The 13,945-nt window shown below is 69.0% G+C and carries 15 protein-coding genes and 1 riboswitch; of the genes, 5 read left to right on the forward strand and 10 right to left on the reverse strand.

What is annotated here, in order from left to right; genetic code table 11:
• Nucleotides 1-39: 39 nt before the first annotated feature.
• From gcvPB to ASC79_RS12465, 6 genes are all read right to left on the reverse strand, one after another.
• On the reverse strand, nucleotides 40-1,623 hold the full coding sequence (gcvPB, locus tag ASC79_RS12440; protein WP_056016603.1) for an aminomethyl-transferring glycine dehydrogenase subunit GcvPB: 1,584 nt from the start codon (nucleotides 1,621-1,623) through the stop codon (nucleotides 40-42).
• Nucleotides 1,623-2,966, reverse strand: coding sequence for an aminomethyl-transferring glycine dehydrogenase subunit GcvPA (gcvPA, locus tag ASC79_RS12445; RefSeq protein ID WP_056016607.1), 1,344 nt, complete (start codon nucleotides 2,964-2,966; stop codon nucleotides 1,623-1,625). The genes gcvPB and gcvPA overlap by 1 nt, the downstream gene beginning before the upstream one ends.
• A 91-nt stretch (nucleotides 2,967-3,057) precedes the next feature.
• Nucleotides 3,058-3,423, reverse strand: a complete 366-nt coding sequence (gcvH, locus tag ASC79_RS12450) for a glycine cleavage system protein GcvH (RefSeq protein WP_056016609.1) — start codon at nucleotides 3,421-3,423, stop codon at nucleotides 3,058-3,060.
• 15 nt (nucleotides 3,424-3,438) lie between these two features.
• A complete protein-coding gene (gene gcvT / locus ASC79_RS12455) occupies nucleotides 3,439-4,551 on the reverse strand; it encodes a glycine cleavage system aminomethyltransferase GcvT (protein ID WP_056016612.1) in 1,113 nt (370 codons plus the stop codon).
• Nucleotides 4,552-4,713: 162 nt separating this feature from the next.
• A riboswitch (glycine riboswitch) is annotated at nucleotides 4,714-4,807 on the reverse strand.
• 76 nt (nucleotides 4,808-4,883) lie between these two features.
• The gene (argS, locus tag ASC79_RS12460) at nucleotides 4,884-6,719 is read right to left on the reverse strand and encodes an arginine--tRNA ligase (RefSeq protein WP_056016614.1); all 1,836 of its coding nucleotides are present in this window, start codon (nucleotides 6,717-6,719) and stop codon (nucleotides 4,884-4,886) included.
• Complete coding sequence (locus ASC79_RS12465) at nucleotides 6,716-7,399, reverse strand: hypothetical protein (protein ID WP_056016617.1); 684 nt, start codon at nucleotides 7,397-7,399, stop codon at nucleotides 6,716-6,718. The genes argS and ASC79_RS12465 overlap by 4 nt, the downstream gene beginning before the upstream one ends.
• Nucleotides 7,400-7,530: 131 nt before the next feature.
• Here ASC79_RS12465 and ispH point away from each other — a divergent pair, with 131 nt between their 5' ends.
• Genes ispH through ASC79_RS12485 form a run of 4 tightly spaced genes read left to right on the forward strand, consistent with a single transcriptional unit; the run spans nucleotide 7,531 to nucleotide 10,472 of the window.
• The gene (gene ispH / locus ASC79_RS12470) at nucleotides 7,531-8,496 is read left to right on the forward strand and encodes a 4-hydroxy-3-methylbut-2-enyl diphosphate reductase (protein WP_056016620.1); all 966 of its coding nucleotides are present in this window, start codon (nucleotides 7,531-7,533) and stop codon (nucleotides 8,494-8,496) included.
• A gap of 34 nt (nucleotides 8,497-8,530) precedes the next feature.
• Nucleotides 8,531-9,499 carry a homoserine kinase gene (gene thrB / locus ASC79_RS12475; RefSeq protein ID WP_056016623.1) on the forward strand — a complete coding sequence of 323 codons (969 nt, stop codon included), beginning with the start codon at nucleotides 8,531-8,533 and terminating at the stop codon, nucleotides 9,497-9,499.
• Nucleotides 9,496-9,939, forward strand: coding sequence for a ribonuclease HI (gene rnhA / locus ASC79_RS12480; RefSeq protein ID WP_056016625.1), 444 nt, complete (start codon nucleotides 9,496-9,498; stop codon nucleotides 9,937-9,939). Before thrB ends, rnhA begins: the two co-directional genes overlap by 4 nt.
• A 53-nt stretch (nucleotides 9,940-9,992) precedes the next feature.
• Entirely contained in the window at nucleotides 9,993-10,472 is a 480-nt protein-coding gene (locus ASC79_RS12485) for a MarR family winged helix-turn-helix transcriptional regulator (protein ID WP_162244291.1), read from the forward strand.
• Here ASC79_RS12485 and ASC79_RS12490 read toward each other — a convergent pair.
• Genes ASC79_RS12490 through ASC79_RS12500 form a run of 3 tightly spaced genes read right to left on the reverse strand, consistent with a single transcriptional unit; the run spans nucleotide 10,432 to nucleotide 12,327 of the window.
• The gene (locus tag ASC79_RS12490; protein ID WP_056016631.1) at nucleotides 10,432-10,890 is read right to left on the reverse strand and encodes an NfeD family protein; all 459 of its coding nucleotides are present in this window, start codon (nucleotides 10,888-10,890) and stop codon (nucleotides 10,432-10,434) included. The genes ASC79_RS12485 and ASC79_RS12490 overlap by 41 nt on opposite strands.
• 4 nt (nucleotides 10,891-10,894) lie before the next feature.
• Nucleotides 10,895-11,866 carry an SPFH domain-containing protein gene (locus ASC79_RS12495; RefSeq protein ID WP_056016633.1) on the reverse strand — a complete coding sequence of 324 codons (972 nt, stop codon included), beginning with the start codon at nucleotides 11,864-11,866 and terminating at the stop codon, nucleotides 10,895-10,897.
• 29 nt (nucleotides 11,867-11,895) lie between these two features.
• Nucleotides 11,896-12,327 (reverse strand): TIGR02301 family protein, encoded by a 432-nt coding sequence (locus ASC79_RS12500; protein WP_082532091.1) that lies wholly within the window; start codon nucleotides 12,325-12,327, stop codon nucleotides 11,896-11,898.
• An 87-nt stretch (nucleotides 12,328-12,414) separates the two neighbouring features.
• Here ASC79_RS12500 and ASC79_RS21360 point away from each other — a divergent pair, with 87 nt between their 5' ends.
• Nucleotides 12,415-12,957, forward strand: coding sequence for a hypothetical protein (locus tag ASC79_RS21360; RefSeq protein ID WP_056016636.1), 543 nt, complete (start codon nucleotides 12,415-12,417; stop codon nucleotides 12,955-12,957).
• On the opposite strand, the gene ASC79_RS12510 is transcribed toward ASC79_RS21360, so the two are convergent.
• On the reverse strand, nucleotides 12,954-13,871 hold the full coding sequence (locus ASC79_RS12510; protein ID WP_056016639.1) for a LysR family transcriptional regulator: 918 nt from the start codon (nucleotides 13,869-13,871) through the stop codon (nucleotides 12,954-12,956). The two genes, ASC79_RS21360 and ASC79_RS12510, sit on opposite strands and share 4 nt — an antisense overlap.
• Nucleotides 13,872-13,945: the final 74 nt, after the last annotated feature.

The raw sequence follows: 13,945 nt of genomic DNA on the forward strand, positions 1-13,945 counted from the left end.
GTAAAGGCGACCCAGCGGTTAAATTTCGTCCACCTGTGGCTATTCGGCGGCCAGCGGCGCCGGGGACACACCTTTGGCCTCAGGACGCCACGTCAGACGCGGTTTGCGCGCCGCCAGCGTCTCGTCCAGCCGGCGCAGCGGCGCGAGGTAGGGGGCCCCCTTGAAGCGTTCGGCGTCGCCCGCCTTGGCCGCGTGAGCCAGGGCGATCAGCGCCTCGCAGAACCGGTCCAGCTCGTGCTTGGGCTCGGTCTCGGTCGGCTCGATCAGCATCGCGCCATGGACGACCAGCGGGAAGTACATGGTCATCGGGTGGAACCCCTCGTCGATCATCGCCTTGGCGAAGTCGAGCGTGGTCACCCCCGTCCCTTCCAGCCAGGCGTCGTCGAACAGCGCCTCGTGCATGCAGGGGCCGTCCGGGAAGGCCGGGCTCATCACCGGCGACAGCCGCGCCTTGATGTAGTTGGCGTTCAGCACCGCGTCCTCGGCGACCTGACGCAGGCCGTCGGTCCCGTGGCTGACCATGTAGGCGTAGGCGCGGACGAACATGCCCATCTGGCCGTGGAAGGCGCTCATGCGGCCAAAGCCCTGGGCGGCCTCCCCGACCGTCTCCTCGACCAGCTTGAACCCGTCCTCGCCCGACACCACCCAGGGGGCCGGGGCAAAGGCCGCAAGGGCCTCCGACAGCACCACGGGACCCGCGCCCGGCCCGCCGCCGCCGTGCGGCGTCGAGAAGGTCTTGTGCAGGTTGATGTGCATGGCGTCGACGCCCAGGTCGCCCGGACGCACCCGGCCGACGATGGCGTTGAAGTTGGCGCCGTCGCAGTAGAAGTAGGCCCCGGCCTCGTGGGTCAGGCGCGAGATCTCGAGGATGTCGCGCTCGAACAGGCCGCAGGTGTTGGGGTTGGTGACCATGATCGCCGCCACGTCGGGCGACAGCTTGGCGGCGAGGTCGGCAGTGTCGACGCGGCCGTCTTCGGTCTGGGCGATCTCGACCACCGAGTAGCCGACGAAGGCGGCGGTGGCCGGGTTGGTGCCGTGGGCCGAGGTCGGGACCAGCACCGTGCGGCGATGCCCCTGCCCCTTGGCCTCATGGGCCGCCTTGATGGCCAGCAGGCCGCAGAGCTCGCCATGGGCGCCGGCCTTCGGCGACAGGGCGACGGCGGGCATGCCGGTCAGGGTCTTCAGCCAGTGGGCCAGGCGGTCCATCAGCGCCAGCGCGCCCTGCACGGTCGCCTGCGGCGCCAGCGGGTGCAGGTCGGAGAAGCCGGCCAGCCGGGCCATCTTCTCGTTCAGGCGCGGGTTGTGCTTCATCGTGCACGAGCCCAGCGGATAGAGCGCCAGGTCGATGGCGTGGTTCTTCTGGCTCAGGCGCACGTAGTGGCGCATCGCCTCGGGCTCGGACAGGCCCGGCAGGCCGATCGGCGCGGCCCGGACCAGGTCGCCCAGGTCCGAGGCGTCCTGCGCCGCCGGCGCCAGGTCGACGCCGGTCTTGTCCCAGCCGCCCAGTTCGAAGATCAGCGCCTCGTCCTGCAGCAGGCCGCGGCCGCCGTTCAGCGAGGTGTGTCCCGTCGCCTCGACGGCGCCTTCGGGACGGGTCGGACGTCCAACGTTCTGCATGGTCATTACGCGGTCCTCCCGGCGAGCGCCTGGGCGAAGGTCTGGATGTCCTGGGTGGTGGTGGTCTCGGTCGCGGCGACCAGCAGGACGTCTTCCATGCCGGCGGCGGGATCGAGCCGCGAGAACGGCACGCCGGCGACGACGCCGTCGGCCAGGAGGGCCTCGACCGTCTTGGCCGCGTCGCCCTTCAGGCGGATGGCGAACTCGTTGAAGAAGCGCGGGGTCAGCACCTCGACGCCCGGCACGGCGGCCAGGGCGTCACGCAGCTCGCGAGCCCGCGAGTGGTTCAGCGCCGCCAGCTCGCGCAGGCCGCGCTCGCCCAGCAGCGACAGGTGGATGGTGAAGGCCAGGGCGCAGAGGCCCGAATTGGTGCAGATGTTCGACGTCGCCTTCTCGCGGCGGATGTGCTGCTCGCGGGTCGACAGGGTCAACACGAAGCCGCGACGGCCCTCGGCGTCCAGCGTCTCGCCGCAAAGGCGACCGGGCATCTGGCGAACCAGCTTTTCGCGGCAGGCGAAGAGGCCGACATAGGGACCGCCGAAGTTCAGGCCGTTGCCGATTGACTGGCCCTCGGCGACTGCGATGTCCGCGCCCATCTCGCCCGGGGACTTCAGCAGGCCGTAGGACACCGCCTCGGTCGTCACCACGATCAGCAGCGCCCCGGCGGCGTGCGCCGCCTCGGCGATCTTGGTCACGTCGGTGACCACGCCGAAGACGTTGGGGGTCTGCACCACCACGGCCGCAGTGTCCGAATCGATGGCGTCCAGAACCGCGGCCTCGGCGTCGATCGCCGCGGCCTGGCGCACGATGTCCATGCCCTCGGCATGGGCGATGGTCTGGGTGGTGGCCGCATAGTGCGGGTGCAGGCCGCCCGACAGCACCGCCTTCTTACGGCGGGTGACGCGCTGGGCCATCATCACCGCCTCGGCGCACGCCGTGGAGCCGTCGTACATCGAGGCGTTGGCCACATCGAGCCCGGTCAGGGCCGCGACCTGGGTCTGGAACTCGAACAGCACCTGCAGCGTGCCCTGCGCGATTTCCGGCTGGTAGGGCGTGTAGCTGGTCAGGAATTCCGAACGCTGGATGATGTGGTCCACCGTCGCCGGAACGTGGTGCTTGTAGGCCCCTGCCCCGCAGAAGAACGGACCCGCGCCCGCCGGGCGGTTCATCGCCGCCAGGCTGGCGAGCTCACGCTCGACCTCCATCTCGCCCGCATGCAGCGGCAGGTCGAACAGGTCGGCCTTGCGGGCCGCCTGCGGCACGTCGGCGAACAGGTCGTCGATCGAGCCGGCGCCGATGGTCGCCAGCATTTCGGCGCGGTCGGCGGGCGTAAGGGGCAGGTATCTCATCAGCTTCTTCTTTCCCGCTCATCCCCGCGAAATCGGGGGCCCATTCGGACTGCGGCTTAGGTTCCCGCCTGCGCGGGAATGAGCGGTGTGGTTACAGGGTGCCCAGGAATTCTTCGTAGGCGTCGCGATCCATCAACGCCTCGACCTCAGCCGGGTTGGCGAGCTTGATCTTCGCGAACCAGCCCAGGCCCTCCGGCTGGTCGTTGACCGTCTCGGGCGCATCGCCCAGCGCGGCGTTGCCCTCGACGACCTCGCCCGAAATCGGGGCGTAGACGTCCGAAGCCGCCTTCACGCTCTCGACCACGGCCAGGTTGTCGCCGGCCTTGACCGACTTGCCCGCTTCCGGAACTTCGACGAACACGACGTCGCCCAGTTGCTCGGCGGCGTAGGCGGTGATGCCGATGGTGGCCACGTCGCCCTCGACGACGACCCACTCGTGATCCTTGGTGAAACGCATCTGGGGTGTCCTCTCTCAGAGCTTGCGGACGTAACGATGGGGAACGAAGGGCATGGCCGTGACCTCGGCGGTCTGGGCCTTGCCCCGCACAATGACTTTCAACTTCGAACCGGGCCCGGCGTAGGCGGGCGGAACGAAGCCCATGGCGATCGGCTTGCCGAGGCTAGGCGAAAAGCCCCCCGACGTGACCACGCCGATCACATTGCCTTCTTCGTCGGCGATCTCCGCGCCTTCTCGGGCCGGCGCGCCTTCCAGCACGACGAAGCCGACACGCTTGCGGCTGACGCCCTCGGCCAGTTCCTTGGCGATGCGCGACGCGCCCGGGAAGTCGCGGGCGTCGCGGCGCTTCTTGGAGACCGAGAACGCCAGGTCCGCCTCGACCGGGCTGACGCTCTCGTCGACGTCGTGACCATAGAGCGGCAGGCCCGCTTCCAGGCGCAGGCTGTCGCGCGCGCCCAGGCCGATCGGCTTCACGCGCTCGTCGGCCAGCAGGGTGTTCCAGATCCGCTCGGCTTCCGACGCCGGGACGGAGATCTCATAGCCGTCCTCGCCGGTGTATCCCGAGCGCGAGACGATCGCCTCGGTCCCGAAGGCGCTCATCGTCCGGGCGTCCATGAACACCATGCTCGCCGCTTCGGGGGCGTGCTGGACCAGGACCTCGGCGGCCTTGGGACCTTGCAGCGCCAGCAGCGCGCGGTCCTCCAGGCGCTCGATGCGCACCTGACCGGCCAGCTCGTTGTCGATGACCTTGAAGTCGTCGTCCTTGCAGGCGCCGTTGACCACCACGAACAGGCCGTCGTCATCTGGACGCGCGGCCATCAGGTCGTCGATGATGCCGCCCTTCTTGTTCAGCAGCACCGAGTAGCGCTGCTTGCCCGGCTTCAGGCCGATGAAGTCGCCGGGGGTGACCTCCTCGAAGGCCGACAGCGGCGAGACGCCGCGCAGGCGCGCCTGGCCCATGTGCGAGACGTCGAACAGTCCGGCGTTCTCGCGGGTCCAGAGGTGCTCCTTCAGCACGCCGTCCTTGTACTGCACCGGCATGGAATAGCCGGCGAACGGCACCATGCGGGCGCCCGCGGCGATGTGCGCGGCGTTGAGGGGCGTGGTCTTCAAGTTCTCGTCGGACACGGCGGACTCCAGCTGATGACCTCGCGAGCGTGTGCGAGGGCTCAGCCCTCGCCACGTTCGCGCCCCCGCTGTCCCTGAGCCTGAGAGATTTCGGGGCCGCGCCTGGCGATCCCTTGCTCCTTCGGCGAGCGCAGGTTTCCCAGCGCTACTTTCCAGCGTGCATCAGCTCGCGCGGTCCTTTTGCCTGAGCGTTTCCGGGGCGGTTGCGCCTTCGGCTCCGGACCCCGAAAGGCCCGATCTCTCCCGCGAGAGTCGGCGCATAACTCTTCGATCGCCGAATGGGAGTCAACGCGCAAAGCGTCTCGCGCCGCCGACGGCGCGAGAGCTTGGCGTCACATGCGCTCGGGCGCCTCGACGCCCAGCAGCTCAAGCGCCTGCTCAAGCTGGCGCAGCGTCGTCTGGGCCAGGGCCAGGCGCGAAGCCTTCACCTCGGCCGGAGCCGACAGGATCGGGCAGGCGGCGTAGAACTTCGAGAACGCCTGGGCCAGCTTGTAGGCATGCTCGGCCACGAAGTTCGGGGCCTTCTTGTCGTAGGCGTCGACCAGCGCCTGGTCGAAGGCGTCAAGCAGCAGCACCAGGTCACGCTCGGCCGGTTCGCTCACCACGATCGGCCCGGCCTTGGCGCCCTCGGCCTCGGCCTTCCGCAGCACCGATTTCACCCGCACCGCCTGATAGAGCAGATAGGGGCCGGTCTTGCCCTCGAAGCTCGAGAAGCGGTCGAGGTCGAAGACATAGGACGTGCCGCGGAAGTTCTGCAGGTCGGCGAACTTCAGCGCCGCGACGGCGACCTTGTGGGCGGTGTCCTCGAAGGTGTCGGGGTCCAGCTCGGCGCCCAGACCCGCTTCGTGCAGACGCTCGCGCGCCTTGTCGCGGGTCATGACGATCATGTCGTTCAGCTTCAGGACGCCGCCTTCGCGGGTCTTGAACGGCTTGCCGTCGGTCCCGTTCATGGTGCCGAAGCCGACATGCTCCAGGCTGCCCTTTTCGGCGTAGCCGGCCAGGTAGGCGGCGCGGAACACGATCTCGAAGTGATCGGCCTGACGCTGGTCCACGGCGTAGAGCACGTGGTCGGGGCCGAAGGTCTGCTTGCGGTCGAGAATCGTCGCCAGGTCGGTCGTGCCGTACATGGCCGAGCCCTCCGACGAGACCACGAGCAGCGGATCGGGGCTCGGGACCACGATCACCGACCCGTCGGGCAGCTTCTTTTTCTTGGTCTCGTTCGGGCCGGCGACATGCACGATGCGCGCACCCTGATCCTCGACCAGCAGGCCCTTGGCCTCCAGGTCCGCGACCATCGGCTTGATCAGCTCGTCGACGTCGCTCTCGCCCTTCCAGAGGTCGAAATCGACGCCCAGGGCGTGGAAGTCGCGTTCCAGGGCGACCTTTGTCACCTTGGCGAAGTGCCGCCACAGCAGGAAGTAGCCGCTTCCGCGAGCCTGCAGTTCGGCGGTCAGCTTGCGGGCGCGATCGCGGTAGTCGGGCTCGGTCTTCCCGCGGGCCGCGGCCATCGGATAAAGCCGGTCGAGATCGGCCAGGCTGACCTTCTCGTCGAACAGGGCGGCGGCGGCCGCTTCGTCCTGCGCGCTCACCTCGGACTTGGCGTTCAGTTCCTCGACGAGCGCGGCGATCGCCGCGTCCTCGTCGGTCACCGCCCCGATGAGCAGGCCCATCTGGTAACCCCAGTCGCCGAAGTGGGCGTCCCCCACCACGGTGTCGCCGCGGAACCGGTAGATGCGCTTCAGCGATTCCCCGATGATCGACGAGCGCAAGTGGCCCACATGCATCGGCTTGGCCACGTTCGGGCCGCCGTAGTCGATCATCACCTTGCGGGCGGTCTCGACGCTCAGCGCGCCCAGGCGGGGGTCGGCGGCGATCTCATCGGCGCGGGCCGACAGGGCCTGGTCGCTGACGCGCATGTTGATGAAGCCGAGGCCTGCGGCCTCGACCGACGCCAGACGCGGATCGCCGGACAGATTCGCCACCACCTCGGCGGCGATCTCGCGCGGGTCGCGCTTGGCCACCTTGGCCGCGGGCAGCGCCCCGTTGCATTGGAAGTCAGCCAGGTCGGGCCGGTCAGACGGCGTCACCCGGCCGAGTTCGGCCGGCAGTCCCGCCGCGGCGAAGGCGGCGGCGACCGCTTCGCTCAGGCCCCTTTTCAGGTCGCTCATTTGTTTTCGTTGGTGTTCCCGGCGACGGCGGCGCCGGCGTTCAGCCGGAAACGCTTACCCTCGCGGTTGAAGGCCGCCATCTGCGGCGTGACGTCGAAACCGACCAGCACTTCGAAATTGGCGCCGCTGGTGGTCATGGTGGCGCGCGGAATGGTGATCTGCGCGATCTGCTCGGTGGCGTAGATCCGGTCCTGGCCCGCCGCGAAGTTCACCGGCAGGTCGAAGTATTCCTTGGCCAGCACCGACTCGCCGCGCTGGGTCACCGCCACCCAGTAGCGATAGTTCTTCGAGGAACCCTCGGCCTGCGGGCCCTTGCCCAGCTCGAAGAGGATTTCCATCGTGACCTTGATCGGCTCGTCGTCCTTGTACTGACAGCCGGCCGAGATGCCCTGGATCTCGCCCGAGAAGCCGACGGCCGAGGAGGCCTCGCGGTTGTCCTTGAACTCGACGTAACGGGCGGCGTCGTAGAGAACCTTCACGTACGGGCACGGGCCGGCGTTGCGCAGCTGCGGCAGCGGAGCCTGGACGTCGCTCCATTCCGAATCGCGCTTGCGCTTCTTGGCCGCCTCTTCCTGTTGGCGCTGTTCGTCATTCCCACGACGTTGGGCGAGCGCCAGCTCGGGGACCGTGGACCCGGCCAGGATCAGGCCGGCGGCAAGCAGCATCAGGGAGCGGCGCATCAAGGTCGTCCAAAAGCCAGAGGGGCGCGCGCCCGTTCGGGCGTTGCGCGTGCGTCACCCCTAGTAATGGCTATCGATTGAGGCCGCAACGCGGCTGGCGGATACGGCCTCGAACGCTTAACTTGCGCGGCATGTTGCAAGAGCCCCGCCCTCGCCCCCCGCTGACGGTCCTGCTGGCCACCCCGCGCGGCTTTTGCGCCGGCGTCGACCGCGCCATCCAGATCGTCGAGCGCGCCATCGAGAAGTACGGCGCTCCGGTCTATGTGCGGCACGAGATCGTCCATAACCGCCACGTGGTCGACCGCCTGAAGAGCCTGGGCGCCGTGTTCGTCGAGGAGCTCTCGGAGTGCCCGACCGATCGGCCCGTGGTGTTCTCGGCCCACGGCGTGCCCAAGTCGGTCCCGGCCGAGGCCAAGGGCCGCCAGATGCTCTATCTCGACGCCACCTGCCCTTTGGTCTCCAAGGTCCATGTCGAGGCCCAGCGCCACTATGACGCTGGCAAGGAGATCGTGCTGATCGGCCATGCCGGCCACCCTGAGGTCGTCGGCACCATGGGCCAGCTGCCCGACGGCGTCGTCCAGCTGATCGAGACGGTCGAGGACGCCCGCGCCTTCACGCCCAAGAATTCAGCCAACGTGGCCTTCGCCACCCAGACCACGCTGTCGGTGGACGACACCGCCGAGATCGTGGCCGCGCTGCGCGAGCGGTTCCCCGACATCTCCGCCCCGCACAAGGAAGACATCTGCTACGCGACCACCAACCGCCAGGACGCGGTCAAGGCGATCTCGTCCCGCGCCGAGGTGCTGCTGGTGCTGGGCTCGGCCAACTCCTCGAATTCCGTGCGCCTGGTCGAGGTCGGCAAGCGCTCGGGCGCCAAGGGCGCCTACCTGATCGACGACGCCCGCGGCCTTGATCTCGCCTGGCTCGACGGCGTGTCGACCGTCGGGGTCACCGCCGGAGCCTCGGCGCCCGAGGTCCTGGTCCAGGGCCTGATCGACCGCCTGGGCGAGGCCTTCGACGTCACGGTCGAGGAAGTGGACACCGTTCGCGAGACGGTGAGCTTCAAGCTGCCGCGAAAGCTGACAGCGGACGCTTGACGGGGAGCCCGCGCTCCCGCATCCCCGCGCCAGCATGGCCGTCTACACCGATATCTCCGACGAGGAGCTGAACGCCCTCCTCTCCGACTTCGACCTCGGAGCGCCCCTGGCGTTCAAGGGCATCGCAGAAGGCGTCGAGAACTCGAATTTCCTGCTGGAGACGGAGGCGGGCCAGTTCATCCTGACCGTCTACGAGAAGCGGGTGCGCGAGGATGAACTGCCCTACTTCCTGGGCCTCACTCGCTGGCTCGCCCAGCACGGCTATCCTTCAGCCACGCCCATGATCGACAAGGCCGGCGAGGCGCTGAAGCGCGTGCGCGGCAAGCCCTGCGCGATCTTCTCCTTCCTGCCCGGCCTGTCGGTGCGCCGCCCGAGCGCCGCCCACTGCCGCGAGGCCGGCGAAGGCCTGGCCCGTCTGCACCTGGCCGCCGACGGATTTGCGATGACCCGGCCCAACGATCTGGGCCAGGACGCCTGGGCGCCGATGTTCGCGGGCCTGAGGGCTGACGCCGAGGCCCTCAAGCCCGGCCTCGCCGCGGTCATCGACGGCGACCTGGCGCGCATCGCCGCCGCCTGGCCCACGGACCTGCCCCGCGGCGTGATCCACGCCGACTATTTCCCGGACAACGTCTTCTTCCACCAGGGCGGCAAGTTCGCCGGGGCGATCGACTTCTACTTCGCCTGCAACGACTTCCTGGCCTACGACATCGCCGTGGCCCTGAACGCCTGGTGCTTCGAGGCCGACGGCAGCTTCAACATCACCAGCGCCCGCGCGATGCTGGCCGGCTACGAGGCCCATCGTCCGCTGAGCCCGGCCGAGCGCGCGGCCCTGCCGGCCCTGGCCCACGGCGCGGCCATCCGGTTCTTCCTGACGCGGCTGCACGATTGGGGCGCGACCCCGGCCGGCGCGCTGGTCCGTCCCAAGGACCCGCTGGAGTACGAGCGCAAGCTGGCCGTGCACCGCTCGGCCCCGGACCTCGTCCTGCTGGGCGAGGCCTCGTGACGCCTCAGGTCGTGATCTACACGGACGGCGCCTGCTCGGGAAATCCCGGCCCCGGCGGCTGGGGCGCGGTGATGAACTCCGGCGAACACGTCAAGGAGATCTGCGGCGGCGAGCCCGACAGCACCAACAACCGCATGGAGCTGATGGCCGCCATCCAGGCCTTGGAAGCCCTCAAGAAGCCCTGCAAGGTCGAGCTCCACACCGACAGCACCTACGTGATGAAGGGCATCTCGGAGTGGATCCACGGCTGGAAGAAGCGCGGCTGGAAGACGGCCGACAACAAGCCCGTCAAGAATGACGACCTCTGGCGGCGGCTGGACACCGCCCGCGGCCGCCACGACGTCACCTGGAAGTGGGTCAAGGGCCATGCCGGCCACGAGCTCAACGAGCGGGCCGACGCGCTGGCGCGCAAGGGGCTGGAGCAAGCCCGCAAGGCTTGACCGTTCAAGTTCGAACGACAACCATGTTCGAGCCTGAAGAACGGGAGGCCGCCATGGCCCCTACCCTGCAAGACCGGCCCGACGTCGCGGTGTTCAGCGAGATCGGCGTCATCGAGCACCTGATCCGCCAGTCGGTGGTTCGCCACCTGCCGTCCGGCATGACCTTCGCGCATTTCGAACTGCTGCAGCACTTCGTGCGCAACGGCGACGGCCAGACCCCCGCCGAACTGGCGCGTGAGATGATGCTGTCCAAGGCCGCGCTCACCAATATCCTTCAGAAGATGAGCGAGCTTGGCCTCGTGGTCGTGCTGGCCGACGTCGCCGACGGCCGCAAGAAGCGCGTGCGGCTGAGCCGGACCGGCCTGGAGCGCCACGCCGAGGTGCTCAAGGCCATGAAGTGGAAGATGGACCTGCTGCGCGAGGGCTTCACCGACGCCGAGTTTCGCCAGGCGCTGCCGTTCCTGCGCAACCTCCGGGTCTTCCTGGAAGAGGTCAGCGCCGGGCCCGCACCCGAAGCCTCGATCCGCCCGTAAGCCCGACCACCTCGACAATCGCTTCCAGCTCCAGCGGCGCGCCGTCGTCCGACTCCGCCGCCCATTCCTTGCCGTCGATCAGCACTCGGCCCGCGCCGTGGACAAAGGCGGCCGAGACACGCCCCTCGTGCCCGACCAGCCGCGCGATGTTGTCGTTGATGTCCGCCGCCGGATGCCGCTCGCGCGGCCAGAAGCGCCGGGCGACCAGGGTGGTCACGATCGTCAGCCCCGCGAACAGGCCGATCTCCAGGACAGCATTGCGGGTGAACAGGCTGATCACCGCCACCACAGCCGCGCAGGCGGCCGGCCACAGCAGCCAGCCGGAGCCGAAGGCGATCTCAACCGCCAGCACCGCCGCGCCGATGGCCGCCCAGACCCAGAAGCCGTGGGCGCTGTAGAACTCGACCAACGGGGCCATCGGATCAGGCTCCGGTGGGCGGGACGGCGCTGCGCGGCGCGCGCGGCGGGGCCGGACGCGGCGGCGGGTCGTCGTTTCGGATGGTCTTCACCAGCTCGCCGACGCCGGCCAGCGAGCCGACCAGGGCCGACATCTCGGCCGGCACGATGACCGTCTTCTGCTGCGGGCTGTCCGCCAGCTTGGCGAAGGCCTCGACGTACTTCTGGGCGACGAAGTAGTTGATGGCGTTGACGTCGCCGCGGGCGATCGCTTCCGACACCATGGCCGTCGCCTTGGCTTCCGCCTCGGCCTCGCGTTCGCGCGCCTCGGCGTCGCGATAGGCCGCTTCCCGGCGGCCTTCGGCCTCCAGGATGGCGGCCTGCTTGGCCCCTTCGGCCCGCGCGATGGCGGCCGACTTCTCGCCGTCAGCCTCGGTGATGACCGCGCGGCGCTCGCGCTCGGCCTTCATCTGGCGGGCCATGGCGTTGGTGATGTCCGGACCGGGCATCAGGTCCTTGATCTCGATCCGCGCCACCTTGACCCCCCAGGGGCCGGTGGCCGCGTCGATCACGTGCAGCAGGCGGGTGTTGATCTGGTCGCGCTGCGACAGCACCTCGTCCAGCTCCATGGAGCCGACCACCGTGCGCAGGTTGGTCATCGCCAGCTGGGCGATGGCGTAGTTGAGGTTGTCGACGCGGTAGGCCGCGGCCGCGGCGTCCATCACCTGGATGAAGACGATGCCGTCCACCTTCACCACCGCATTGTCCTTGGTGATCACCTCCTGCTGGGGCACGTCCAGGACCTGCTCCATCATGTTCACCTTGCGGCCGATGCCCTCGACGAACGGCGTCAGGAAGCTGATCCCCGGCGGCAGGGTGCGGGTGTAGCGGCCGAAACGCTCCACCGTGAACTCACGGCCCTGCGGGACGATCTTGATGGCCCCGAACAGGATCACCAGCGCCAGCACCAGCAGGACGACGACCGCGGTCAATTCCATGACAACCTCCCCGAGAACAGGCCGCCACCCTAACGCGGAGGAGGCTCCGCCGTCACGCCCTCCTCTTCGGGCGTCGGCTGCATGACCCCGCTGCGGTACTTGGCGTGGGCCAGCGTCGTCGAAAGCTCGCGCCCGCGGGCGGCCATCAGGCCCTGGGCCCGGCGCACGCCGTCGTCGCAGCCCTGATAAAGCCGCCTGGCCTCGGCGAACCCGGCGTTGAAGCTGTCGCGCATCTTGGTCTCCAGCTCCGGCTCGGCCTGCTCGGCCTCCACCAGCCGCGACATGCGCGAGCGCCAGTACTGGTCGTCCGCGCCTTCGCAGGCCTGGCGAAGGGCATGGCTCTCGCCCAGCACGCGGGTCAGGTCGACCAGGGTCTGGCGCATCTCGACGGGGCGTTCCTGGGCCGACGCCGCCACGGCGGGGACCAGCAGGAGGGATGCGAACAGAAGGACACGGCGCATGGGCCGCACTTAAATCCGCTCGCACCGGCTTGTCACCAGCGGGCCTGAGACGATAGCCCTCGCCCTCCACGCCGGAGCCAAGACCCCATGCGCGCCATCGCCGTCATCCTCGCCCTCGCCACGGCGTCGCCCGCGCTCGCCGCCGAACCGGCCAAGCCTGCGCCCAAGCCGGCCGCCAAGCCGGCTCCGAAACCGGCGTCCGGCGGCGCCTTCGATGCGCGCGATCCCGCCGCCTTGGTCGCCCTGCTGGCCTCGATGGACGCCAAGGCGACGATCGCCGGTTCGGGCAATGGCGTCGTGGTGCTGGACATCGCCACGCCGGGCGGCAAGTTCGGCGCCCAGTTCGTGGACTGCGACGCCAAGGGCAAGGCCTGCGGGATGGTCGCCTTCTCCACCGCCTTCGATCGGCGCGGGCCGAACCTTCAGCAGATCAACGTCTTCAACCGCACCCAGGTCGCCTGCCGCGGCTACCTGACCGACGACGGCCGCTCGAACGTGATGTACGGCGCCTTGCTCACGGCCCGGATGTCGTCGGCCGAGATGAAGCAGCACCTGGGCGTCTGGCAGGGCTGCCTCTCGACCTTCGGCCGCTTCAACCGAGAGCCGCAGGCCTACGCCCCCGGCGCCTAGAGGCCCGTCTCCCACGGCGCGGCCGCCAGCCGTTCGGCCAGGAAGTCCATCAGCACCTTGACCCGCACCGGCCGCAGCCGGCCCGGCGGGCTGACGATGTGCAAGGCCGGGTTGGGCGGGCGCCAGTCGCACATCGCCGTCTCCAGAGCCCCGTCCTTCAGGTCGCGCCAGCAAATGAACTCGGGCTGCAGCGCCACGCCGAGGCCGGCGCGCAGCGAAGGGCTCAGGCTCTCGGAGCTGTTGACCCGCATCGGGCCGGCCACCGTCACGCTCTGCTCGTCGCCCGCCGCATTGGTGAACCGCCACAGGTCGGGGTTCTCGACATTGGTGTAGGTCAGGCAGCGATGCTGCATCAGGTCGCGCGGGTGCTCGGGCTTGCCGAAGGCCTCGAAATAGCGGGGCGAGCCGACCAGCATGACCCGCATGTCGCAGAGCTTGCGCGCCAGCAGCGAGGAGTCCTGCAGTTGGGCGATCCGCACCGCTAGGTCGTAGCCCTCGGCCACCAGGTCGACCTTGTGGTCGGCGAGGTTCACGTCAAGCGTCACCTCCGGATAGCGCGCCAGGAAGTCGGGCAGGATGTCGGCCATGTGCAGCAGGCCGAACGACACCGGCGCGGCCAGCCGCACGACGCCGCGCGGGATCGCCGACTGCGCCGCGGTCTCGGCCTCCACCGCCTCGCCCTCCGAGAGGATGCGGTTTGCGCGCTCCAGTGCGTTGCGCCCGCTCTCGGTCAGCGACAGCCGCCGCGATGTCCGGTGGAACAGGCTGGAGCCCAGGCGCGCTTCCAATCGGCTGACCGCCTTGGAGACGGTGGCCTTGGACAGTTCCAGCTCGTCGGCCGCGCGGGCGAACGAACCGGTCTCGGCGACCCGGGCGAAGATCGCCCAGGCTTCAAAATCAGGGAGTTTTGCCATGACGTTTTTGGAAACAATCTGTTTCCATCGTTTCTATTTCTAATTCCGGGGAGATCGCTACCTTTTTCTCGAAC

Source organism: Phenylobacterium sp. Root1290, assembly GCF_001425305.1.
Lineage (GTDB): Bacteria > Pseudomonadota > Alphaproteobacteria > Caulobacterales > Caulobacteraceae > Phenylobacterium.